Genomic DNA, 23,336 nt, shown 5'->3' on the forward strand with positions numbered 1-23,336 from the left:
TTAACCCACCAATACGATCAAATAACGACAGTAGAGAGATAGTGTAATTAAAATAACGCCAATTTACCATAATTCCTTAAACCCTCTTATAACGTCTTAAAATACGCTTTACGAAGGGTTCTTTATTTAATTAAGACCATTTCAAATATAAGCTAAAATAATTCCAGTTTAACTATAAATGTTTATTCACCTTACCACCAATAGGTTAACTATATTTCAATGTTAAGAAATTGTTAAGAGTTAACTGTGTCATTTACTTTTACTATCTCAGACGGTATATATTATATGAAGCGAAAGCTATAATAGTTTCCACTAAAAATATATATAATGGAAAATCCGATTAAAATTAAAAAAGAGTACCAATTAAAGAATGATTACCAGACCCTAAAAGCTAACCACAGAGAACAGGTACTATTGTTGTTCACTCTTCATAAATTGTCGGGAGATACAGGTAAAAAATTGATTGATAGCTATTTAAATGCAATTATACCAATAACTGTTAAGTCAAAAGAACCCAGATACAGCACCATTACCAGCCACCGCTGCAAACGTCGGGAACACCTCAACCACCTGTTAAACAATTACTTTACTCTTAACTAAAAAAGGGGCTAGAAACCCCTCAACATCTTACTAAAGTGCACAATAATGAGGACACTGGACGGTCTTTTAAAGTACCTATAGCACTATAGATTAACATCTTAACATATAGGTATAAATAGTCCATTAATCACTAATAGTCAAGTGATAAATGAAATAAATGTGGATAGCCTACTATTGCGGCTACCCCTAAATCCTGATCTCGTACAACTTAATGAAAAAGCGGGGCTAAATGATAAATACCGTATAATTAACGAAAACACGGGCGAAGAAAAACCCTATTCACCCAAACAGAAAAAAGCCCCCATAATAGTAGATGGAGTAAAGTATGTGATCTACACCCAACTAAGGCACATAAACGGGGTAACTAATAATTATCTCTACTGCCACATTAACTCCCATCAATTAAAAGAAAAGTACATGGAGGGCGTGACCTTAGACAATGCACCCTTTATTTATAGCGACATAATGCAGCTAAATATATTCCGATGCAGTTATGATACTTTCCTAAATAGAAGTTACTGTACAGACATTGACTTAAAGCGGGATAGAATAATAACCGATGTGGAATTTACACAAATAAAGAAGCAATTACGCACAATGACCATGCCCACCAAGAATAACAAAGGGTATCAAAATTACGGTAATGGCGTTGTGTGGAACACCCGCAGGGGGGCGAATAGTACAAATCCCAACGTGAAGATTTACGATAAGTCCAAACACCTCGATAAGGAATGTAAGGAATTTCAGGATAAGCATTTAGTGGGGCAAGACCTAACCAACATAAAACGGCTGGAATATAATATAAAAGATCGTAAGCACCTAGAGCGGTTGGGATTACCAGCAACCCATACTAGTCTAAAGCACATATTAAGCCTTACTAACCAACAGAAAAATATGATTGAACGGAAAATACTTAACCAAGTTCTGGACTTAAAGAACATTCCCTCAACAAGTAAACCCGCAGGGGGTGAAATAAAGGGTAATGACATTGTAATTAAAAACTATATCCTTACTCTTATTGATGATAAAAAAGAACTTACCTACCCTCAAATAGTAGATGTAGCTTCCAATGGTTTAGAAGATAAGACCAGGAAAAGGTTTATTGATAAATGGTTGAAGCTTTATGACCACTTCAAGTATAAATATGAAGGGGAAAAAAAGTATCTGTCAACAATACCATCTAAGGAATTAAAGGAGTTGTTAAACCTCGGTAAAAGTGCTTAAACGTTGCACATTGGTATAGGGGCAATTCGGACAAATTTGTCCCCACTCCATACCCCCATAATAACCACCCATGTAAATACAATTATTCAAGTTTAGAACAGTAAACGTAATATCAACAATGATCACTAGTAAAGATTAAATACAGGATTAAAGATATCATTTAACCTTAAACCCATTCAATCCCAAAAAATATTTAACACTTGTTGAGTGATTGTGGTGATAAGGTATAGTAAAACACCTCAACCCCAGTAATAACAATATATACAGCAGTATTAGCTATTAAAATAGTATACCTTTAGAGTTTAAATAGTAATAAAGAAATTTGCTAAACCCCTCACAGATGTACTTCACGTGAAGGGGGATTTCACTCATTATAATCTCTCAAGTAAATACTAATAAGCATGGTTGCTAATATTGGCTTATAGTAAGGGAATGAATTTTTGATAATAAGCGGTCAATTTCAATATCATTCGTTTTTCTAATATGACTTATGTAAGAATTTATAACTAAATCTGTAGTCAATTTTATAGGTGCTCGGTTTTTAATATTATCGTGAACCTCTTCAATTTGTTTAAACAGGTCTTTCTTTACCATTTCAACTAAATCATCATTTCTTCTTAAAAGCCAAAAATAATAATCAGAAAAATATCTAATAGAAGATAACGCCTCTTCAAGATATAGTGCATATTCACCATTTGATAAATGTTCTTTAGATTTCGACCGCAGTAGTTTGGAATTATCAAAACTGACTTTAGAGTTTAATGATTCCAGAGCAACTTCAAGAGATTTATATTCATTTAGTCTTTCAATATTCTTAGATTCCGATTCCGCTATATAACTACTAAATCTATCTTCAAAAGTTTTAAAAGATAATAGACCGAAAATCACAAATACAAATCCAATTACGAACAGTATCAATGTGGTATCCCTGTTTAGTTGTTGGATATAATAATCCTCTTTGAAAGTCTTTTCAGAACTTAATTCGGAAATTCTTAAATCTTTATATAAATATTGGTTTGTAGTACTCAACCGTGATTCTAAATTATCCAATCTGGAATAGATGTAAAAGCAAAAAATAATTGAGGCTATGGTGGTTACTAATAAAATTATGGTAGCCCAAAGATTAAATTTATTGTTTATGGTATTTGTCTTTAACATAGAAGTTAGTTAACATAATTTTATTTAGTAGAAACAAATTTTCTATAGACCGACACCCACTTATCTGTACTTATACTGATATTACCCCCATTTTTCAGTGCATGGATACCTCCGTAAGTTAGAGAATAGAAACCAATTACTTGTCTGGCATGCATCAACAAATCTTCTACCATTTCGTGAGGTATGCTCAAATCTAATTCTATTGCCTCATTATGAGCTAAGAATTTATCTCTTATTTTCTTCAGTTTCAGCTTGTATTCATCAATGGGTGGGCTACTTTCTAAAGAAAGGAAATGCCAATACGTGCGTTTATTAAAGGTATAATCACTTACATTTTCATATAATGCTATTTCTTCAGGATAAAAACCAAATGTTGGGAAGTGAAATAAGCTTTCCTTCTTTAGGTCACCTAGCTCAATATTAAAATCCGACTTTTTAATTTCTTCATATAACCAATCAATACATCTAGTCTTGTCTTTTCCTTTAACCTGATAAATTCTATTTAGAGCTAATACCGTATCATTATAAGTGAGATTAATTAAAATCTTAGCCATTCCAATTTTACTCTTATCCAAATCTTTATAAGATGTGGTAATTTCACGATATAACTTAAATGACCTTTCGGCTATTAAATAATCTTGGTACAACCCTTGATCATAAATAATACTCCTAATACGGGATTTTCTGTCAACCATTCTCCTAGGGTTCAACACCTAATATTACTAGACTCTCCGTTTTTTATGATATATTGATGGTCTGTATCTAAAAGCTTTTTCTTAGGCATTACGAAATTTTTTGAGCAATTTACAAAATCAAATAAGAAGAACAGTAAACATCTACATGTTAAAAAGGCATCAAAACTAAAACGAAGCTACGGCCTCAATAGAACTACTTATTCGTACCTTTTCCCTGTAGGTGTGACAAGTAAAAGGAGGGGTGATAATTCCTAATATTGATGATTTTAACCAAGTTATAGAGGAAAAAGGGTGGTTCACGTTCAAAGTGCATTCTTAAAAAGGTTGCTTATCATCATATCTCACTATTCAGGGTTTATACTATTCCCCCCTCCCTAGTGTCCCCCTCCCTGATCTATCCCTCCCCCCGTCCCCCCTTCCTTCCATTCAAATTATTATAATTATATGATTTTTTTAGAATTAACATAGCGTATCCGCTCTTTTGAAGAGGTAAAAAAGAAAACTGGATATTTACTAACTGACTATGTAAAAAAAATTTCAGATAAAAAATCAGGACAATTTTAAGATGACTAAAGTTTCAGTTAATTCACATACTCCACCCAGCCATCAAAAACTGTATCAAAATTACAGGTGTATCAAATTAAATCTGTAAGTCATTATAATAACACATGAAAAACGTATTTATATTTATCAAAGAATTATTCGAATACACCAATATTTTATTTTACCTTAGCATCATTGTTAATTTAAACTCCTCAATAATGGAAAGTGCTATAATAGTTGCCCGATGTTCCACCAACGAAAAAAAACAAGATGTACAACGGCAAGTGCAGGAACTTCAGGAAAAGTACAGTAAACTATATGATATTGTTGAGGTGAAAGCCTACTACCGATCAGGCACAAAAAACCAAATCGATAATAAAGAGATTCTTAATTTAGTCAAGACCAAGAAAATACAGAACATTATAGTTTCTGAAATTTCCAGATTATCCCGTAGGGTAATACATTTCTTAGAATTCGTTGAGGTCACCAATGATTTAAAAGTAAATATAGTAATTGATAACCACGGCCTGAACACCCTCAATAGTGATAATTCCGTCAACCTAATGACGAAAACCATGTTAACTATTGGGTCGAGCTTCGCAGAAATGGAGTTACAACAGACAATGCAGCGCATGAATAGTGGGCGAAAGAAATATATCAGGGAAGGTGGCAAATTGGGGCGTAAGTCGGGAACAAAGGAAACTCCTGATGAATATTTAAAGAAACATAAGGATGTGGTTAGAAAGCTTAAAGCAGGAAAGAGTATTAGGGAAACAATGAAGTTAACAGAGAAATCCACGGGAACGGTACAAAGGGTTAAAAAACTTCTGAAAACCTCTTAAAACATATTATATTCACTATCTAAATTCCAATCCAATGTTAGCGATCTACACCCGATTAAGTAAAGAAGATGAGGAAAGTACAAGTATTGATAATCAGTTAAGAGAAGGTAAGGAATTTGCCCATCAACAGAACTATAAAGATTATAAAATATATAATGAGGGCGAAGGCGTTTCTGGAACTGTAGATATTTCCCAACGCCCCGTATTTAGTGAATTGGTTAATGATATACTTCAAGGAGATTTCAAGGCTGTATGGTTCAGAAACCAAAACCGATTAGAACGTAATTCCCTTACCTTCCATATATTCTTAGATGCCTGTAAAAAATCGAATACTAAAATATTCCATGCAGATCAGGAATTTAACTATAATGACCCTAACCAACTATTAACCAGTAGCATATTATCCAACCTCAACGCATATAGCGCACAATTACAGAGCGTACAGACCAAGAAAGTACTGAAAAGTAGAATAGAACAAGGCCTGGCACACGGTATGTTGGCGTATGGTTATGGAAAAGATGCGGACGGCTTTTTAATGATTGATAATGATGAAGCCGAAACCGTTAAATTAATATACTCACTATCCCTGAAGGGGCAAGGTTATGATTCTATCGCTAAACACCTCAACAGTAAAGGAATAAAGACAAGATATGCCCAGCTGGGTAATGGTGAATACAGACATAAGGATAAATATACAGGAGAAAAAACTGTCTACAAAAAAGCTAATAGTGTATGGTCTGGTAAGTCGGTAAGTGCAATTATTAAAAATCCCATTTATAAAGGTGAGCGAATTTGGAAGGGTGAAAGTTATAAAGCCCCCGCAATCCTTACCCCTGAATACTGGAACCAAGTTAATGATAACCTAACGAACAACAGGAATAATTCAGGTAAAAAGGTTAATCACAAGTACCTACTGAAAGGAATAATGCGTTGTGGTCGTTGTGGTCGTAATTATTATGGGCGCAGCAGAGTAAACAAAAAAGATCACTACTATCAATGCAGCAGCAAGCGTACACAAAGTTGTGGTAATAGATCAATTAATATCGATAAAATAGAGGCTTATGTATGGGTTACTTTATTCCTTAACGGTGAAATTGAAAACCAAATAACCCAAGCTTACCAACAGGATAAAAATGTGGATAGACTGAATATCTATGAAAATGAATTATCCCTCCTCAACAGACAAATAAAGAGCTATGAAAATAAAATAGATAAAGCTCTTGAACTCATCATTGAAGGAACAACCACAAAAAAATTACTCCAACAAAAAATAAAGAGTTATGAAAACTCGATTAAAACAATAGATCAGGAAATTGGTGTGGTTAAGGGAAATATCGAAAAGGTGAAAAATTCAAAACAGATAATTAAGGATTACGAAAGCGAGTTTTCGAAGCTTACCAAATTAACCACCTTCCCAGAAAAAAAGGAAATAGTTAATAAGTACATTAGGGAAATCACTATTACTAGTGATGAGAATAATTGGGTGAATATTGGAATAGAATTCAATATTGATATACCTACCATAGGTGGTTTAATCATTCCTGAAATGGGAAATGATATAACCCCAGTTAACGGATATACAGAAGATTACACGGAAAAATTAGATGTTATTAACTCCCACAACAACATCGGAAATAGTGTGATGCGGACTCCTAAAAGGTCGCTGCGCCATCAATCCCACATTTTCCTTTAACCTGCCAACTACACTATGAATTTTGGTAGTTTCAAGTGCTTCATGCAGTGTCATAGGTGGCAAAATACTTGGTAACCGCTTAGCCAGCATTGTTTTTCCTGCCCCAGGAGGACCAATTAGAATAATATTATGGCCTCCCGCAGCAGCGATCTCCATGCAACGCTTGATGCTTTCCTGTCCTTTTACATCTGCAAAGTCATGCTCGGGGTTCTCCAGCTGATTAAAAAATTCCTTTCGGGTGTCAATTACTGTTTTCTCCAGTTCTTTCCCCTCATCGAAAAATGCCGTTAATTCTCTAATATTTTCAATTCCGTAGACATCGAGTCCACTAACAATCGCCGCTTCCTTTACATTTTGCTGTGGAAGAATAAAACCTTTAAAACCTTCCTGTTTAGCTTTTATAGCAATAGGCAACGCACCTTTTATGGGTTGCAGGCTGCCGTCTAGAGAAAGCTCTCCCATGACAATATATTCTGAAATATCTTCAGCTTTGATTTGTCCTGAAGCAATAAGAATACCCATAGCAAAAGTAAGATCGTATGCAGAACCCTCTTTTCGAAGATCAGCAGGTGCCATGTTTACAGTAATTTTTTTTCCAGGGAAGTTGTAGCCTACATTCTTTAAGGCTGCGGCAATTCTAAAACTGCTTTCTTTTACGGCAATATCTGGCAGTCCAACTAAATGGTAGCCAATGCCGGTATCAACATTTACCTCCACGATAATAGTGGTAGCCTCTACTCCAAAAACGGCACTTCCGTAAACTTTTACCAGCATTAAGTCATAATTTTTTTAAATGTAGTAAAATAAAAATTATTCCACAGCAGCAGTTAGAAAATGAAAAGCAAAAAAAATCCCGCCAAAAAGCGGGATTAAATAATGCAAAAAAGTAATTATTTACATATTTTCTTGTTTTTCCTGAATGATTTTTTCTTTGTAGAAATTTAATAGTCCATCGATTGGTCGTCGTACAAAGTTTCCAATATCAAGATGGTATGGTTTCGCTACATCTTTTATAATATCCTGAGAGAAATAGGCAATGGAACCAATAAAATGAACAGGTACATTTTGTGCTTCTTTAAAGCATAAAACGCGATGTTCAATAAAGTTCTTCATCCCTTCCATGATCAACTTATAAAAATAACCGTTCCGCTCATTTGTAAAAATAAATTCAGCAAATGAAGCTAAATAAGTGTTTGGATTGTCTCTTTTATAAAGATTCTCCTTAATCACATCTGACGAAAGGTCGTACTGCTTTTCAAATACTACTGCGAGATCCTGAGGCATTTTCTTGTAATAATAATCACGAATCAGTCTTTTTCCGAAGTAATTTCCACTGGCTTCATCCATAAGAATGTATCCCAAAGAATCTACAGCTGTTCTTACATCCTTTCCATCAAAGAAACAACTATTAGAACCCGTTCCCAGGATGCAAACGATACCCGGCTCTGTAGTCGCCGCATAGGCCGCTGCCACCATATCTTCTTTAACTATAACTTCTGAAGCATTGCCGTAAAATTCTGAAAGGATACGCTTTAGCTCTGCTGTTGGTTTTGGAGTACCACAACCGGCTCCATAAAAATGAACTTTTTCGACTTTATCTTTAACGTCTAGAAGTTCCTGATTCTCCAAAAGTCTTGCCTGGAGCACTTCAGATTTAAATACGGCCGGATTCAACCCTTTAGACCTGGTTTTCAATACCTGATCTCCATTAGAATCAAGTAAAATCCAATCACACTTCGTAGAACCACCGTCTGCTATTATTATCATTGTAGCTGTTTTATAGAAAAAGAACCCCAGATAAAAATCCAGGGTCTTAAGATAAAGAAATTATTTAACTGAAGCTACATGAGCAGCCATCTCAACCATTTTACTTGAATAACCATATTCGTTGTCATACCATGCGATCAACTTGAAGAAATTATCATTGAGCGCAATTCCTGCTTCGGCATCAAAGTTACAGGTATGAGCATCGGAAACATAGTCCTGTGAAACTACTGCTTCTTCCGTGTAAGAGATTACTCCTTTAAAATCTCCTTCGGCAGCTTCTTTAAAAGCTTTTTTGATCTCTTCGTAAGTAGTGTTCTTTTCAGTACGAACAGTAAGGTCTACTACAGATACATCTGCGGTTGGAATTCTAAAAGCCATCCCCGTAAGTTTTCCTTTTAGTTCAGGAATTACTTTAGTTACCGCGACAGCAGCTCCTGTAGTACTTGGAATGATATTATTTAAAGAACTTCTACCTAATCTATAATTCTTTCCTGAAGGTGAATCTACCGTGAACTGCGTAGCTGTAGCAGCGTGAACTGTAGTCATCAAACCTTCGACAAGGCCAAATTTATCATTGATCACTTTTGCTAGCGGTGCAAGACAGTTTGTAGTACAGGAAGCATTGGAGATTATATTATCATCTGCCGTGATATCCTTATGATTCACACCAAGAACAAACATAGGGACATCTTTAGAAGGGGCAGAAATAACCACTTTTTTGGCACCAGCGGTAAGATGTTTTCCTGCAGTTTCCTTCGTAGTGAAGATACCTGTACATTCCATTACCACATCAACACCGGCATCATCCCATTTTAATTCTTCCGGATTTTTTTCTGCAGTAACTCTTATAGTTTTTCCATTCACCACAAGATTTCCATTTTCTACTTCAACAGAACCTTTAAATTTTCCGTGAACAGAATCATATTTCAACATGTACGCCAGGTGATCTACATCAAGTAAATCGTTAATAGCTACTACTTCAACATCTTGTTTTTCAGAAGCTATTCTAAAGGCGATTCTTCCTATTCTTCCAAATCCGTTTATTCCTATTTTAGTACTCATTTCTACTTTTTTTTAATTGTTATACTGTGGTGATGTTAAGCACCCTTCTTAATTCATTATCTATTGGTCTTTGACCTTTTATGGCAACTTCAAAATCTACTGAAGTTACTTTTTTGTCGGTTATTCCAATCATTACATTGCTTTCACCTCGCATTAAAGCTTCCACAGCGCCAACTCCCAGTCGGCTGGCCAAAACCCTGTCAAAACAGGAAGGTTTTCCTCCTCGTTGAATGTGCCCCAATACAGAAACCCGAATATCATAACCAGGCATTTTTTCTCCTATGAACTCTGCAAGTTCAAAAATGTTTTTACCACTTTTCTCTCCTTCAGCAACGACAATAATACTGGAGGTTTTACCAGACTTTTGGCTATTTTCCAGTGACCTCATCATGCGCTCCACACCCTCATCTTCTTCGGGAATAAGAATTTCCTCGGCACCAGCTCCCACTCCGCTATTCATCGCAATATCACCAGCATCACGGCCCATGACCTCTACAAGAAAAAGCCTGTCATGTGAACTTGCCGTATCCCGAATTTTATCAATGGCATCCACCACCGTATTAAGTGCAGTATCATAACCTATGGTATAATCTGTTCCATTGATGTCATTATCAATGGTACCGGGAATCCCCACTACCGGAAAATTATGTTCTTCATTGAACAAGATGGCACCCGTAAAAGTACCGTCTCCACCAATTACAATTAAAGAATCAATACCCGCATTCTTTAAATTATCATACGCTTTTTGTCGGCCTTCTTTGGTAATAAATTCTTTAGACCTGGCAGATTTTAGAAATGTTCCGCCTCTGTTTATTATATTCTTTACCGATCTTGCAGTGAGTTGTTCCAGATCATTTTCAATTAATCCCTGGTAACCTCTATAGATCCCTATACAGTCTATTTCGTAATAAGCGCAGCCGCGCACCACAGCTCTTATTGCGGCATTCATTCCTGGAGAATCCCCTCCCGAGGTCATCACTCCTATTCTTTTAATCTCTTTTGTCATTGACTCAAAGCTATTTCAATTAAATAATATAACCTAATTTCCCCAAAGACTAAAACGTTTGCGGTTAATAAATAATAAAAAAAGCCTTAAAAAAAGAGCTTTTTTAAAAAAATTATGATATTCATCAGTTATTTGATAAATATTCTTTCCATCCAGGGTGTAAAAAGCTTATTCAACCTCTCCCGAAAATTGACCCTCCCTCCTTCCTTAGAATCTAAAAATCATAAATCTATTTAAACACTACCTCCCCCCCGGAATTAATCGTTTTCAATAATTATCTCTGTTTCTCCCAGTCCCTCAGAAAATGCTTTTAACACAATAGGTTCGGTGAATGATTCGGTCCTTAGGAGAACGGTTGCTATGCCGGCTTCTGCGGTAACGGCTTCACCGCCAATAAGCCGTGCATATTCCCCTCCTTCTTCAATAGAAAAGCGAATGAGATTCTTAGCAGAAGGAACAACAGTTCCCTTCGCATCACGAATAATGGCGTACACGAAAACCACATCAGGCGTGTTGGTGGCAATATATCTTCCGGAATGATCTACAGCAAGATCAATCTTTGCAGCCTTGCCCGGAGTCCGTACCCTGTGGCTGGCGACTTCCTTATCATTAATAAATCCTACAGCCCTAAGACTTCCGGCCTCAAAACTATCTACTTCAAATTCAAAAGGAGGGTACGGTAACTCATCAGAAATGGCATTCAGCTCTGGCTCTTTTCGATCAATTAATTCATCGTTCAGGTAAAGTGCCACTTCTTGGGTATTACTGAACACCTTTATTTTCTTCGTGGATTCTGGAGTCCAGTAATTGGCAATAAAAACCATCGGTTTTGCAAATTCATCTGTAAAGGGCGCCTTCTGACTCTTATAAAAATAATAAGCAAACTTCGGAATTCTGAAAATATCTGCAATACCCGATGCTTCCAGGTTATTAGCATAACCTCGATTATAATCAAACATTAGCCAGTTCGCCTGCCCCACAGTTTTGATTCCTTCCAGGTTCGAATTAAAAGCCTCCTGAAAATTCAGTGCCTGTTGCAGCATCCCTCTCTCTCCTGTTTTCCTCAACTGTCTGCTCGTTCTTTCCTCTTCTTCCAAATCACTAAAATTATCCTGACTAAATCCTGCATTCTGCGCATAATATTCCCAGTCGCCATATTCAGCAATAAAAAGCGGCCCTGCTCCTTCATCATAATAATTATAGTAATACGGTGGTTGTGCATGCTGCCTTGCAGGAATAAATAAATCATAGGAAGGGTGGTCTTTCCAACCAGCAGTGTAAGTGCCTTCGTATGGAAGTTCGGCTCGCAAAACTTCGTTGGCTCGCAGCATAAACTCCTCTGTCATGCCCGATTCATTCAAAGAATTTTCCCAGAAAATGACACTTGGATGGTTTCTGTCACGCCTGGCCATATCTTTAATATCCTGGAGTGAATTTTCCACAAATTCACCCTCCTCGTAATACTGCCACCCCGGAATGGCATTCATTACCATTAGACCCAACTCATCACAAGCTTCTAAGAACGCCGGATCCTGTGGGTAATGCGAGAGCCTAACAAAATCAAAACCTGCCTGCTTTATCTTAAAAGCATCACGATAATGCGCCTGGTCAGAAAGTGCATAACCAACATAAGGATATTCCTGGTGGCGGTTAGTACCATTTATAAACATCCGGTTCCCGTTTATAAAAAATGCCTCTTCTGTAAGCTCAATATCCCTGATGCCCGTTTTAAGGCGTTTCAAATCCACTACTTCTCCATCTGATATTACTTCTACTTTCACCTTATAGAGATATGGATTGTATGGAGACCATAAAAAAGGCTTGTCAATGGCTATTTCTTCGGATATAGAAACAGCTTCCCCGGCTTCCACAAAAGCATCCCGTGAAGTGAAATTATGAACCTGCCCAATCCTGTCTTCAAAGGTAACACGTAAGCTTACCTGTTGCCGAAGTTGAGAATCGTTCTTAATATGAGCCTTTACTATCCCCGTAGCGAACTCCTCTGTTGCCTTATCAAAATGAACCAGGACTCCACCGCCATTCACGACGTTGGCATGAACAGGATCTGTAATATGAACAGGGCTGGTTTTTACTAAGTAGACATCACGATAAATTCCTCCAAATAAATTGAAATCAAGCATGTTCAACGGTTTTCCAGGTGGAATTACAGGGTTGTCGACATTTATTACCTCTACTTCAATACTATTCTCCTGCCCTTCGAGCAGGTAGGGAGTAGCATCAACGGTAAAAGGTAAATAACCTCCTTTATGAGTAGTGATGAGACTGTCGTTGATAGAAATTCGCGCTTCCTGCATTACACCTTCAAAGTGGAAAAACCACTTTTCATTTCTGAGAGCCTCTACAGGGAAATTCTTTCTGTATACCGCCGTTCCCTGCCACTGGTCGTTTACCACAAGCGGTTCAATGCGGGCAGAATGCGGAATATTCACGATTTCCCAGCTACTGGACTCCATCGAAGAATCATCTAGCCGCTGAAACTGCCACTCCTTTCCGAAATTTTCTTCTATCCGCGGACTTTCATTTTCCTCCTGTCCTCTTAATCGATTGATTGTTTGGCAACCAGCGAAAAACATACTGCCGCAAAGCACTAAAAATAATATTTTGACCTGTATCTTCTTTCTCATTATTTTTTGACGCCATTATATTACAGTAATGCAAAAAGGGCATTCCTGCATTGTTTTTTTTATTTATAACTAAAAAGTCTTCGGAAAATTGGGGATAGATCTATACATCACAAATTTCAATGGCAGCTTTTAGAGCTCCAAGCTTGTCTGGATAAGTAGGCATAAACTCCTGCGCCACATACCCCTCAAATCCGGTTTCGGCAATTGCTCGAATAATGGCTGGATAAAACAACTCCTGCGTTTCATCTATTTCATTCCTGCCGGGCACTCCTGCCGTATGATAATGATTGATATAGGGGTGATATTTACGAATGGTCGCTATAACATCACCCTCCATAATTTGCATGTGATAAATGTCATAAAGCAGTTTGAAATTATCTTTTCCCATCTCCTTTGCGAGCGCAACACCCCATTCGGTGTGGTCGCACAAATAATCTGGGTGATTAACTTTACTATTCAAAAGCTCCATAACAAGAGTTACATCTCGTGCTTCTGCATATTCCAACAGCGGCAACAAGCCTTTAGCGCAGTTTTTTATCCCGGTTTGCTCATCCATACCATTTCGATTTCCGGAGAAACAGATCACATTTTTAATGCCCTGTTTTGAAGCCTGTTCGATGAGTTCCTTGTAATTCTTTTGAAGTTCAGCATGATTTTCAGGATCATTAAATCCATGTTCGATACTGGCAAAAGAATCTGTCGCCATGGAACATTTGAGCCCGTATTTTTCAACGATTTCCCATTCTGAAGGTCTTAAAAGATCGATGGCTGAAATACCCATTTTTGAACATTCAGCAGCGAGTTTCTCCAGTGGCATGTCCTGAAAGGTCCAGCGACAAACCGAATGATTTATCCTGCTTTTTGAGGTTGAAACTGATTTTCGCACAATTTCTTCCGAAGTTGAAAACGAACTTAAAAGGCTTCCCAAACCAATCGCGCCGGTACCAAGAGCTATATTTTTTAAAGCTTCCCGCCTGCTGAATTTATTTTTCATTTTTTCCCGTTTTAGAACTATTGTATACTATTATCTCGGCCTACTGAATATGCAAAATTAAAATTGCATGCTGCAAACCTCCAGATAGATTTCCTATTTTAAATGATATTCATATTCCTCTTCATGAAATCTCAAAATTATAACCAGATTCCTGAAGCTTTTGATAATTTTCGTTGTCAAATTTGTACAAATACGCACCACGACGCGAACCAGATTTATCTTTTTCATTCAGCTTCACAAGTACATTTAGTGACAATACTTTTTTCCTGAAATTTCTTGAATCCAGTTCCTTCTGGTAAATTGCCTCATACAGTCGCTGCAACTGAGGGATGGTAAATTTCTCGGGTAAAAGTTCAAAACCAATAGGTTTGTAACGCGCTTTCCGTTTTAGCCTGTCCAGTGCATCCTGCACCATTTGGTTGTGATCAAGCACCAGCTTTGGCAATTCATTAATATCATACCAGTGTGCACCATGTTTTTCTACCTGCTCCCTGTCATATTCATTAATTCTTATTAAAGCATATTGCCCAATAGAGATACATCTGAATCCGGGGTCCCTATCTGCGCTTCCGTAGGCTCTCAACTCCTCCATATAAACATTTTCCAGACCTGTAATCTCTCTTAAAACGCGTTGTGCAGCTTCTTTAACATCTTCGTTGAGCTTTACGAAACTCCCTATCAATGACCATTCTCCTGCAAGTGGTTCTACCCTTCTCTTAAATACAAGAAGCTTAAGCGTCCCAGAATCAAAACCAAAGATGATACAATCTGTCGCCACATACATTTTGTCCTTCTGTACATAAAAATCCTGTCTGAATTCTGTCATTGCATCCTTTTGTTAATTGCATAAATATATAGAAACCTTAATATATGGGGAAATAAAAATATACGTATATTTTACATTTATTATCTTTACCTCCTAAAAGCAAAGGATTTTGAAAAAAGAATCATCACAGGATAAAAATCAATTATTGAAGAACTTTAACCAGGAGCTGTCTGTCTCGTCTCCAGGGAGGATCAATCTCATTGGCGAGCATACAGATTATAATGAGGGATTTGTACTGCCCACAGCAATAGATAAAAAGATACATTTTCAATTCCGGAAGAATTCAAATTCTGAAAAATGCCGTATTTACAGCAAAACATATAAGACCTATGCTGAGTTTGACCCACAAAATCTTTCCAAAAGTGAAGATTCGTGGAAGAATTATATTTCCGGAGTCATTCATGAAATTCAGAAGAAAGGCAACAAAATAGAAGCTTTTGACTGTATCATCAACAGCGAACTCCCGGTTGGGGCGGGAATTAGTTCTTCTGCCGCACTGGAATGCGGACTGGCCACAGGATTGAATGAGCTTTTTGATCTTGGTCTATCTCAATTAGAACTGGTGCAGCTATCACAGGCTGCCGAAAATAATTTTGTAGGCTCCAACTGCGGAATCATGGATCAATACGCTTCTGTTATGAGCAAAAAAGATCATTTGATCCTCCTGGATTGTCGCTCTCTTGAAGCTGAATTTATTCCGGCAGACTTTAAGAACTGCAAAATCCTTCTTCTGAATACGAATGTAAACCATAACCTGGCTGAAGGCGAATATAACACCCGCCGCCGCGAATGTGAAGAAGCCGTAAAGATCATCCAAAAAGGGCATCCTGAAGTAACTTCTTTGAGAGACGTGAATTATGAAATTCTGAAAGCATCTGAAAATGAATTATCTGAAAGCCATTACATGCGCAGCCTGTATGTTCTCAAAGAGAATGAACGAGTGCTTAAAGCTACGGAAGCCATCAAATCTGGTAATTTGAAAGAATTTGGAAAGCTGATGTACCAGTCTCATGAAGGATTGCAGCATAATTACGAAGTGAGCTGCCCTGAACTAGATTTCCTGGTGGAGCACACAAGAAATAAACCTTTCATTTTCGGCGCCCGAATGATGGGTGGCGGATTTGGCGGGTGCACGATCAACCTCATTGAGGCAGATGCGATTTCTGAATATACAAAAGAAGTTTCCGAAGCATATAAGAGGAAGTTCAACATTGATCTTGATGCCATCACGGTTTCTCCCAGCGAAGGCACTACCATTACAAAATAACAGTTAAAGAAATGTGTTTCAAAAATGTCATTTTTGAAGCACATTTCTGCAAACACCACACAAAATGAATCAGGAAATTAACAACATGCCCCATCGAAGATATAATATTCTTACAGGAGAATGGATTCTCGTTTCTCCCCATCGCACAAAGCGTCCGTGGCAGGGGAAAACCGAGAAAAGCATGGGTACCGAAAGAGAATCTTACGATCCTTCCTGTTATCTCTGCCCCGGAAATACGCGTTCCAGCGGAGAAAAAAATCCCGATTATAAAGAACCTTATACGTTTATCAATGACTTTGCGGCTTTACTGCCAGATACTCCAAAAAAGGAAGTGAAAAATGGCCTTTTGAGAGCCGAAACCGAAAAAGGAATCTGCAAAGTCGTCTGTTTCTCACCAGATCATTCCCTTACGCTGCCACTTATGGAAGTGGAAGAGATCACGAAGGTGGTACAAATGTGGAAAAAGGAATATAGAGAACTGGGAAGTACAGAAGATATTAATTACGTTCAGATATTTGAAAATAAAGGGGAAATCATGGGGTGCAGCAATCCGCACCCGCATGGGCAGATTTGGTCTCAGCTTTCCATTCCTACAGAAATTCAGAAGAAAACAAAGCATTTTTCAGAATACTGGGAACAAAACCAAAAAAGCCTTTTGGAAGACTACCTCCAACAGGAGCTCGAAGCAAAAGAAAGAGTTCTGCTTGAAAATGAGCAATTTGTGGCGCTCATTCCTTACTGGGCCGTTTGGCCTTATGAAGTGATGATCGTTCCCAAAAAACATTACCAGCACATTGGGCAGCTCAATGCTGAAGAGGAAAAAGCTTTTGCGGAAATTATTAAGAGACAAACGATCATGTATGACAACCTTTTTGGCACTTCCTTTCCTTATTCTTCGGGAATTCACCAGGCCCCAACTGATGGAAAAGATTACCCGGAATGGCATTTTCACATGTCCTTTTATCCGCCGCTGCTACGCTCGGCCACCGTCAAGAAGTTTATGGTAGGTTATGAAATGTTTGCAGGCCCGCAGCGGGATATTACTGCAGAACAGGCGGCTGCCACCTTGCGTGAACTTCCGGAAATTCATTATTCTAAAACCTGATCTGAACTCTTAAAAGTATGGTTTCAGAGACTTAAAAAGGTTGTTTGAAAAAATGTATTTTCTACGTCAACCTGAACTTGTTTCAGGTTCTTCATCAGGAAAAAATTTTCCAGTGATAAGATTCTGAAATAAATTCAGAATGACGAGTTATAAATGTCACTCTCAAACAACCTTTTTCGGTATCCAATTCACACCTTCTTCCGAAGAAATTTCTACCAGAACAAAGCGTACAGCAGGGTTACGATCAATAGAATTACAAAGGCTCCAATATTGAAAGCAGGACCGGTTTTGAAAAGGTCTTTGGTAATAATGATCGATTTCTCCTGATTCTTTCCTTTCGCCTCAAGTAGACTTATCACTACCATTACAAGCATGGTCAATATCCAGGTTGCAAACATTTGGTGCATAAATGGCCATTCCACAAAAAACGCACTATTAGACCAGCCGTTTGGTGCAACTTTGAAGTAAAGCGCAATGGGAATAGACGCCAACACTCCCCAAATAGCAGCGTTATTGGTCGTTTTTCGCCAGAAAAGCCCCAGCATGAATACCGCCAGAATTCCCGGACTCACAACTCCCGTATACTCCTGAATGTACTGGAAAACCTGTCCTAGATTAGCAAGCTGTGGCGCAATGATAATTGCAATGACCAATGCAACTGTCGCAGTGATCCTTCCTACCATTACCAGACCTTTTTCAGATTCTTTCTTCTGGAAGTAAGGTTTGTAGATATCCATCGTAAAGATGGTTGCTGTGGAGTTTAGCATGGAAGCCACAGAAGAAACAATCGCAGCAGCCAAAGCAGCTACTACAAGTCCTTTAAGTCCGGCAGGAACGAATTCCTTGATGAGCCACGGCGCCGCGTTATCGTTTATCACGGTCCCGGCTGCGGAAAAGAAAGAACCATCGGCAGAAGCACGGGTGATTTCACCACTTGGATCCATGTTCATTAAAAATGCCACAATTCCGGGAATTACTACGATTAACGGAATAAGTAACTTTAAAAATCCGGCTAAAATGATCCCTTTTTGGGACTCCCGCAGACTTTTAGCAGCAAGCGTACGCTGAATGATGTACTGGTTGAAACCCCAATAATAAAGGTTAGCAACCCACATTCCCCCTATAAGAACGGCCAGGCCGGGTAAATCCCACCAGGCATCTCTGCCGTTAGGGGTGAAAATTTCTCCTTTATCCAGGATCATTGAGAATTTCTCTGGTACTTCTTCATAAACCTTCACCATACCTGCAATTGCGCCCTCCCCTCCGGAAAGTTCTGAAAGCGCCATATAAGTCGTCACAAAACCACCAATGATCAACAGCACGACCTGTACAACATCTGTCCAGGCTACTGCCGAAAGTCCGCCATACAACGAATACGCCGCAGCAAAAAGTGCCAGTCCAAGAATGGAATACATAAAGATAGACCCATCTCCAGTTCCTAAAATGGTATCTAAAGCCGTTGCTCCCAAATAAAGCACCGAGGTAAGATTCACAAAGATGAAAAGACACACCCAAAAAACGGCTAAAATGGTTTTTAAGTTGGTACCGTATCTTACTTCCACAAACTCAGGAATCGTATATAATTTCTTTTCTATAAAAATTGGGAGGAAGAACTTTCCGACAATGAGAAGTGTAATAGCCGCCATCCACTCATATGAAGCTATGGCAAGTCCTATTGCAAAACCGGAACCGGACATCCCGATGAATTGTTCGGCCGAAATATTAGCTGCTATTAGTGAAGCACCAATAGCCCACCATGGAAGACTTTTATCTGCCAGGAAATAACTTTCTGATGTATCTCCTTTTCCTTTGGAAACGTACAGCCCAATCCCCAGGATTGTGAGGGCATAAATTATAAAAACGATTTGATCCAGTAATCCGAATTCCATGTTGTGATCTAGTTTATTAAGTATTCAAATAAAAGTTTGCTGCTTTATTTAATGCAGCAGTGATTTCTTTTTCATTACCTGCATTCTTTTTCTTCAGCGTGAGCTACCATTTCTTAAAAATTTCCTAAATATAAAATTAAATTCCGAAGAAATTGAGTTGTGCAGGTATTATGTAATACGGTTTTTAAGCATTATTTTTCCTCTTAAGAGCAATCCATTCCTCTACCTTTTGCTCCAATACATTCAAAGGCAGGGCACCGTCCAGCAGCACCACATCATGAAATTCCCGGATATCGAAATCCTTTCCAAGTGCTTTTTTCGCCTTTGCTCTTAGTTCGAGGATCTTGTTCATTCCTATTTTATAAGCCGTGGCCTGTCCCGGCATCACAATATGCCGCTCAACCATTTTTACAGCGTCGCTCTGTGCATTTGGTGAATTTTGAGTGTAATATTCTATGCCTTCTTCACGCGTCCATTTCTTTGCATGAATTCCCGTATCTACCACCAGTCTTATAGATCTCCAAAGCTCCATAGCCAGGCGTCCAAAGTCTGAATAAGGATCTTTATAAAAGCCTATTTCTTTTGGCAGAAATTCACTGTACAATCCCCAGCCCTCTACATATGCTGTATAAAAACTCATTTTCCGGAACATGGGCACTTCATCCAGTTCCTGCGCAATGGCAAGCTGCATGTGATGTCCCGGGATTCCTTCGTGATATGCTAAAGCTTCCATCTGGTAGATAGGCATGGCTTCCATATCATACAGATTGGCATAATAAATTCCAGGTCGTGAACCATCAATGGCAGGGGAAGAGTAAAAGGCTTTACCGGCACTTTTTTCCCTAAAAGGCTCCACAGCCTTTACCTGTATATCTGCTTCAGGCAGGGTTAGAAAAAGATCGTCTAACCGCTCTTTCATGTTGTTGATATGTTGCCTGGCTTCGGTAAGGTACTTTTGTTTTCCTTCAGCAGTGTTCTCGTAATAGAATTGTTCATCTGTTCGCATAAATTCAAAGAAATCCTGCAGGCTTCCTTCAAAACCGACTTGCGCCATGATATTTTTCATTTCTCCATGGATGCGAGCCACTTCATTTAATCCTATTTCGTGGATTTCGGCTGCAGTAAGATCTGTAGTGGTAATTCTTTTAAGCGCATTGTTGTAAAACTGCTCCCCTTTCGGAAATTTCCAAGCTCCATTCTCATTTGTAGCCCTTTGGCGTTGATTTTCAAGCGCAGCTATTAGTCCTTCATAGGCCGGTTGTACAGATTTTATCATGACTTCCTGCGCCCGGCTTATCAAAGAGTCTCTTTTCTCTGCAGGAATTTCAAGCGCATTTACCTTTTCTTTAAAATCGGCTAATAATGCACTGGATTCTGCCGATTTTTCAAAAGGTTTGCCAGAAATGACATTTTTGGAGGCTTCTATGGTATGCTCGTACACAAATTTTGGCGGCATGATTCCGTTGAATTCTCTAAGCTGTAAAGCGTCCTGCACATCTGTGAACACCTGCGGAATTTTGCTCATTCGGGCAATATACGCTTCGGCATCGGCTACCGAATCTATTTGATGCATGTTAATGAGAAAAGCAGGCACTTCTGCATGAATCCCGAACATTTGATTTACCGGATAATTGTAAAACCGGTAATCATAATCTGCAATTTCATTTTGCAATTGCTGTTTATAAAGCCGGTAACTTAATAAATCCTGCTCTTCGAGCGCATCCATGTCTATAGAATCATTTAAAAAAGCTAATCTTCTTTTAGCTTTTTCCAGGTCTTCTGCATGGCGCAAATGGGAGAAACTATCCCAACTGGCATAATCATCTTTGATTCCCAGCCTGGTTTGGAGCATGGGTGAATCTTCAAGGTCTTTATCAAATTCACGCTCAAAAAAGTTGTTCAGCTTAACAGATTCAGCTAAATTTTCTTCAGCAGAAGCAACGTTTTCTTCGGAATTTTTGCAACTGGTGAAGCTAAGAATGAGAATACATAAAAGAATATTGGCAGAGAGGAGTTTTTTCATAAACTGAAATAATTAAAACAAGAAAAACCTGGTGTTTTCAGGAAGGGAAAATAAGAAAAAAACACGCAAACCCTTCTTCTTCTGTCAGAAAAATTAAGGCCTGCGTGTTTTCAAAAAGTGTTCTTTTGCGATCTACTTCAACACCGTGAAAATAATTTCAGAATCATGAAAAACACTGTGTGTCTGCTTCTGAAAATCTTTCTCTTCAGCTTCAAAAATGTTATCTACATACGTCTGCGGATTCAAATCAATGAGCGGAAACCATGTACTCTGCACTTGTATTTGAAGTTTATGTCCTTTTTTAAATGTGTGATGAACTCCCTGAAGATTCAAATCTACCGCTGTTTTTTCGTTTGGTTCAAAAGGCTCGGGTTGCGAAAAGCTGTTTCTAAACCTCCCTCTAATGACTTCACTACGCACCATCATGTGGTAATTGCTCATTTTAATATAATCTTGCGTTTCCTCATAATCTTCGGCATCTGGAGGAAAGACATCTACTACTTTCACCACCCAGTCGGCGGCTGTTCCCGTAGTGGCCACCTGTAACTTTGCCAAAAATTCACCTGCAAGGGTAAGATCTTCTTCCAGTACTTCGGTTTCATAGATTAAAACATCAGGGCGGCGTGCCGCAAACCTTTGATCATCGGTCATATATTTTCTTGGAGTGAAAACCATCTTAATATCTTCGGAATATGGAACGGGTTTTTCAGGATCACTGATAAATTCTTCCGCTCCCTCTCCTGCTGACGGGGTTAATTGCTGATCATCACCCAGGAAAAATGACATTTTTGAGGCTTCTTTTGGAGGCCATGCTTCGTAAGATTTCCAGGATCTTAGCCCGGTGTCGTACATGTAAGCTTCAGGCAAGCCTACAGATTTGTCGCCGCTTCCTTTCAGAAAATGATTAAAGAAAAGCGTTTCTACGTCCTGCTGAAAGTGTTCAGAAATATTATCTCCAAAATACACATTTCCAATCGCCTGTCTTTTTGTGTTACGAGCCCAATCACCGTGGCTCCACGGCCCCATCACAAGCATGCTAAAATTGTCACCGGTTTTCTCGATGGCGCCGTAAGTATTGAATGGCCCGTAAAGGTCTTCTGCATCAAATAAACCTCCAACAACCATTACCGCAGGCTCCACATCATCAAGATGCTGAACGATGCCTCTTTTCTGCCAAAATTCATCATAATTTGGATGTTCCTTAAGCTGCTGCCAGAAAATGTTGTCTTCCTTGTAATATTTATCCAGGTTGCTCAACGGACCTGCATCAAGGAAAAACTGGTATTGATCTTTCGTTTCAATTTCAGGAAAGGCATACCAGGCTTCGGAAGTTGGTCCTTCCTTTTCATAGCCAAAAAGTGCGGTCGCTCTCCAATAACTTAGAAGATATGCGCCATTGTGGTGAAAATCATCAAAGAAAAAATCGCCAATAGGTGCTTGTGGAGAAACGGCTTTTAATGCGGGATGATTGCTTAGCAGGGAATAAGTAGAGTAAAAACCGGGGTAAGATATTCCCCATACTCCTACTCTGCCGTTATTATTTTCAACATTGTTCACCAGCCATTCAATCGTGTCATAAGTATCGCTGGCTTCATCAATTTCTTCCCCAGATTTCTGCGGAACAAAAGGTCGCATGTTATCATAAGCGCCTTCACTCATCCATCTTCCGCGAACATCCTGGTAAACGATGATGTTTCCTTGTTTCATCAAAAATTCATTTGGTCCAATCTTAGACCGAAACTGGTTTTCCCCGTATGGTTTTGAACTGTAAGGAGTCCTCGACATTAGGATTGGATATTCCTGTGAAATATCTTTTGGAGAATAGATGGTTGTGTGCAGTTTAATACCATCACGCATAGGAATTTGCACTTCCATCTTATTGTAATGTTCAGAAACTTCGTAGACGCTATCTGCTTGCGCAAATACGCCAAATCCTGCCACAAAACAGAGAATTAAAAAGGCATTCTTGAGTAATTTCATTCTTGATATTTTTAGTA

At 38.5% G+C, this 23,336-nt stretch carries 17 protein-coding genes and 1 pseudogene; 6 read left to right on the forward strand and 12 right to left on the reverse strand.

The window, feature by feature from the left end:
- Positions 1-327 precede the first annotated feature (327 nt).
- Together ACOV1Q_RS07525 and ACOV1Q_RS07530 are read left to right on the forward strand one after the other, a co-directional pair.
- Positions 328-600, forward strand: coding sequence for a hypothetical protein (locus ACOV1Q_RS07525; RefSeq protein WP_424493780.1), 273 nt, complete (start codon positions 328-330; stop codon positions 598-600).
- 174 nt (positions 601-774) lie between these two features.
- On the forward strand, positions 775-1,824 hold the full coding sequence (locus ACOV1Q_RS07530) for a hypothetical protein (RefSeq protein WP_424493781.1): 1,050 nt from the start codon (positions 775-777) through the stop codon (positions 1,822-1,824).
- Between the two features lie 408 nt (positions 1,825-2,232).
- Here ACOV1Q_RS07530 and ACOV1Q_RS07535 read toward each other — a convergent pair whose 3' ends face one another.
- On the reverse strand, positions 2,233-2,874 hold the full coding sequence (locus ACOV1Q_RS07535; RefSeq protein WP_424493782.1) for a hypothetical protein: 642 nt from the start codon (positions 2,872-2,874) through the stop codon (positions 2,233-2,235).
- 128 nt (positions 2,875-3,002) lie between these two features.
- The gene (locus ACOV1Q_RS07540; protein ID WP_424493783.1) at positions 3,003-3,677 is read right to left on the reverse strand and encodes a hypothetical protein; all 675 of its coding nucleotides are present in this window, start codon (positions 3,675-3,677) and stop codon (positions 3,003-3,005) included.
- Positions 3,678-4,438: 761 nt separating this feature from the next.
- On the opposite strand from ACOV1Q_RS07540, the gene ACOV1Q_RS07545 reads away from it, so the two are divergent.
- Both ACOV1Q_RS07545 and ACOV1Q_RS07550 read left to right on the forward strand, forming a co-directional pair.
- A complete protein-coding gene (locus tag ACOV1Q_RS07545; protein ID WP_424493784.1) occupies positions 4,439-5,062 on the forward strand; it encodes a recombinase family protein in 624 nt (207 codons plus the stop codon).
- Between the two features lie 34 nt (positions 5,063-5,096).
- Complete coding sequence (locus tag ACOV1Q_RS07550) at positions 5,097-6,755, forward strand: recombinase family protein (RefSeq protein ID WP_424493785.1); 1,659 nt, start codon at positions 5,097-5,099, stop codon at positions 6,753-6,755.
- Here ACOV1Q_RS07550 and ACOV1Q_RS07555 read toward each other — a convergent pair.
- The 7 genes and pseudogenes from ACOV1Q_RS07555 to ACOV1Q_RS07585 form a co-directional block, all read right to left on the reverse strand.
- Positions 6,681-7,529: pseudogene (locus ACOV1Q_RS07555) on the reverse strand (YifB family Mg chelatase-like AAA ATPase); the annotation flags it as partial. The gene ACOV1Q_RS07550 and the pseudogene ACOV1Q_RS07555 overlap by 75 nt on opposite strands.
- A 120-nt stretch (positions 7,530-7,649) precedes the next feature.
- Entirely contained in the window at positions 7,650-8,522 is an 873-nt protein-coding gene (locus tag ACOV1Q_RS07560) for an N-acetylglucosamine kinase (protein ID WP_424493786.1), read from the reverse strand.
- 60 nt (positions 8,523-8,582) lie between these two features.
- Entirely contained in the window at positions 8,583-9,584 is a 1,002-nt protein-coding gene (gene gap, locus ACOV1Q_RS07565) for a type I glyceraldehyde-3-phosphate dehydrogenase (RefSeq protein ID WP_424493787.1), read from the reverse strand.
- Positions 9,585-9,603: 19 nt separating this feature from the next.
- Positions 9,604-10,590: a 6-phosphofructokinase gene (gene pfkA / locus ACOV1Q_RS07570; protein WP_424493788.1), complete on the reverse strand. Its 987-nt coding sequence runs from the start codon at positions 10,588-10,590 to the stop codon at positions 9,604-9,606.
- Between the two features lie 257 nt (positions 10,591-10,847).
- Positions 10,848-13,235 (reverse strand): glycoside hydrolase family 2 TIM barrel-domain containing protein, encoded by a 2,388-nt coding sequence (locus ACOV1Q_RS07575; protein WP_424493789.1) that lies wholly within the window; start codon positions 13,233-13,235, stop codon positions 10,848-10,850.
- A 100-nt stretch (positions 13,236-13,335) separates the two neighbouring features.
- A complete protein-coding gene (locus tag ACOV1Q_RS07580) occupies positions 13,336-14,229 on the reverse strand; it encodes a hydroxypyruvate isomerase family protein (protein WP_424493790.1) in 894 nt (297 codons plus the stop codon).
- A 121-nt stretch (positions 14,230-14,350) separates the two neighbouring features.
- A complete protein-coding gene (locus ACOV1Q_RS07585) occupies positions 14,351-15,055 on the reverse strand; it encodes an NUDIX hydrolase (RefSeq protein ID WP_424493791.1) in 705 nt (234 codons plus the stop codon).
- 109 nt (positions 15,056-15,164) lie between these two features.
- On the opposite strand from ACOV1Q_RS07585, the gene galK reads away from it, so the two are divergent.
- Complete coding sequence (galK, locus tag ACOV1Q_RS07590) at positions 15,165-16,322, forward strand: galactokinase (RefSeq protein WP_424493792.1); 1,158 nt, start codon at positions 15,165-15,167, stop codon at positions 16,320-16,322.
- Between the two features lie 64 nt (positions 16,323-16,386).
- Positions 16,387-17,427 (forward strand): UDP-glucose--hexose-1-phosphate uridylyltransferase, encoded by a 1,041-nt coding sequence (locus ACOV1Q_RS07595; protein ID WP_424493793.1) that lies wholly within the window; start codon positions 16,387-16,389, stop codon positions 17,425-17,427.
- 212 nt (positions 17,428-17,639) lie between these two features.
- On the opposite strand, the gene ACOV1Q_RS07600 is transcribed toward ACOV1Q_RS07595, so the two are convergent.
- The 3 genes from ACOV1Q_RS07600 to ACOV1Q_RS07610 form a co-directional block, all read right to left on the reverse strand.
- Positions 17,640-19,316: a sodium/sugar symporter gene (locus ACOV1Q_RS07600; protein ID WP_424493794.1), complete on the reverse strand. Its 1,677-nt coding sequence runs from the start codon at positions 19,314-19,316 to the stop codon at positions 17,640-17,642.
- Positions 19,317-19,500: 184 nt separating this feature from the next.
- Positions 19,501-21,339, reverse strand: a complete 1,839-nt coding sequence (locus ACOV1Q_RS07605; protein WP_424493795.1) for a DUF885 domain-containing protein — start codon at positions 21,337-21,339, stop codon at positions 19,501-19,503.
- 132 nt (positions 21,340-21,471) lie between these two features.
- A complete protein-coding gene (locus ACOV1Q_RS07610) occupies positions 21,472-23,319 on the reverse strand; it encodes a CocE/NonD family hydrolase (protein WP_424493796.1) in 1,848 nt (615 codons plus the stop codon).
- Positions 23,320-23,336: the final 17 nt, after the last annotated feature.

This window comes from Salinimicrobium maris (genome assembly GCF_049680855.1).
Taxonomy (GTDB): domain Bacteria; phylum Bacteroidota; class Bacteroidia; order Flavobacteriales; family Flavobacteriaceae; genus Salinimicrobium.

Excerpts from the sequence above, each read along its gene's own strand:
- ACOV1Q_RS07525 (WP_424493780.1), top strand. The coding sequence starts at position 328 with ATGGAAAATCCGATTAAAATTAAAAAAGAGTACCAATTAAAGAATGAT.
- ACOV1Q_RS07540 (WP_424493783.1), bottom strand. The coding sequence starts at position 3,677 with ATGGTTGACAGAAAATCCCGTATTAGGAGTATTATTTATGATCAAGGG.
- ACOV1Q_RS07545 (WP_424493784.1), top strand. The coding sequence starts at position 4,439 with ATGGAAAGTGCTATAATAGTTGCCCGATGTTCCACCAACGAAAAAAAA.
- ACOV1Q_RS07550 (WP_424493785.1), top strand. The coding sequence starts at position 5,097 with ATGTTAGCGATCTACACCCGATTAAGTAAAGAAGATGAGGAAAGTACA.
- ACOV1Q_RS07560 (WP_424493786.1), bottom strand. The coding sequence starts at position 8,522 with ATGATAATAATAGCAGACGGTGGTTCTACGAAGTGTGATTGGATTTTA.
- gap (WP_424493787.1), bottom strand. The coding sequence starts at position 9,584 with ATGAGTACTAAAATAGGAATAAACGGATTTGGAAGAATAGGAAGAATC.
- pfkA (WP_424493788.1), bottom strand. The coding sequence starts at position 10,590 with ATGACAAAAGAGATTAAAAGAATAGGAGTGATGACCTCGGGAGGGGAT.
- ACOV1Q_RS07575 (WP_424493789.1), bottom strand. The coding sequence starts at position 13,235 with ATGAGAAAGAAGATACAGGTCAAAATATTATTTTTAGTGCTTTGCGGC.
- ACOV1Q_RS07580 (WP_424493790.1), bottom strand. The coding sequence starts at position 14,229 with ATGAAAAATAAATTCAGCAGGCGGGAAGCTTTAAAAAATATAGCTCTT.
- ACOV1Q_RS07585 (WP_424493791.1), bottom strand. The coding sequence starts at position 15,055 with ATGACAGAATTCAGACAGGATTTTTATGTACAGAAGGACAAAATGTAT.
- ACOV1Q_RS07595 (WP_424493793.1), top strand. The coding sequence starts at position 16,387 with ATGAATCAGGAAATTAACAACATGCCCCATCGAAGATATAATATTCTT.
- ACOV1Q_RS07600 (WP_424493794.1), bottom strand. The coding sequence starts at position 19,316 with ATGGAATTCGGATTACTGGATCAAATCGTTTTTATAATTTATGCCCTC.
- ACOV1Q_RS07605 (WP_424493795.1), bottom strand. The coding sequence starts at position 21,339 with ATGAAAAAACTCCTCTCTGCCAATATTCTTTTATGTATTCTCATTCTT.
- ACOV1Q_RS07610 (WP_424493796.1), bottom strand. The coding sequence starts at position 23,319 with ATGAAATTACTCAAGAATGCCTTTTTAATTCTCTGTTTTGTGGCAGGA.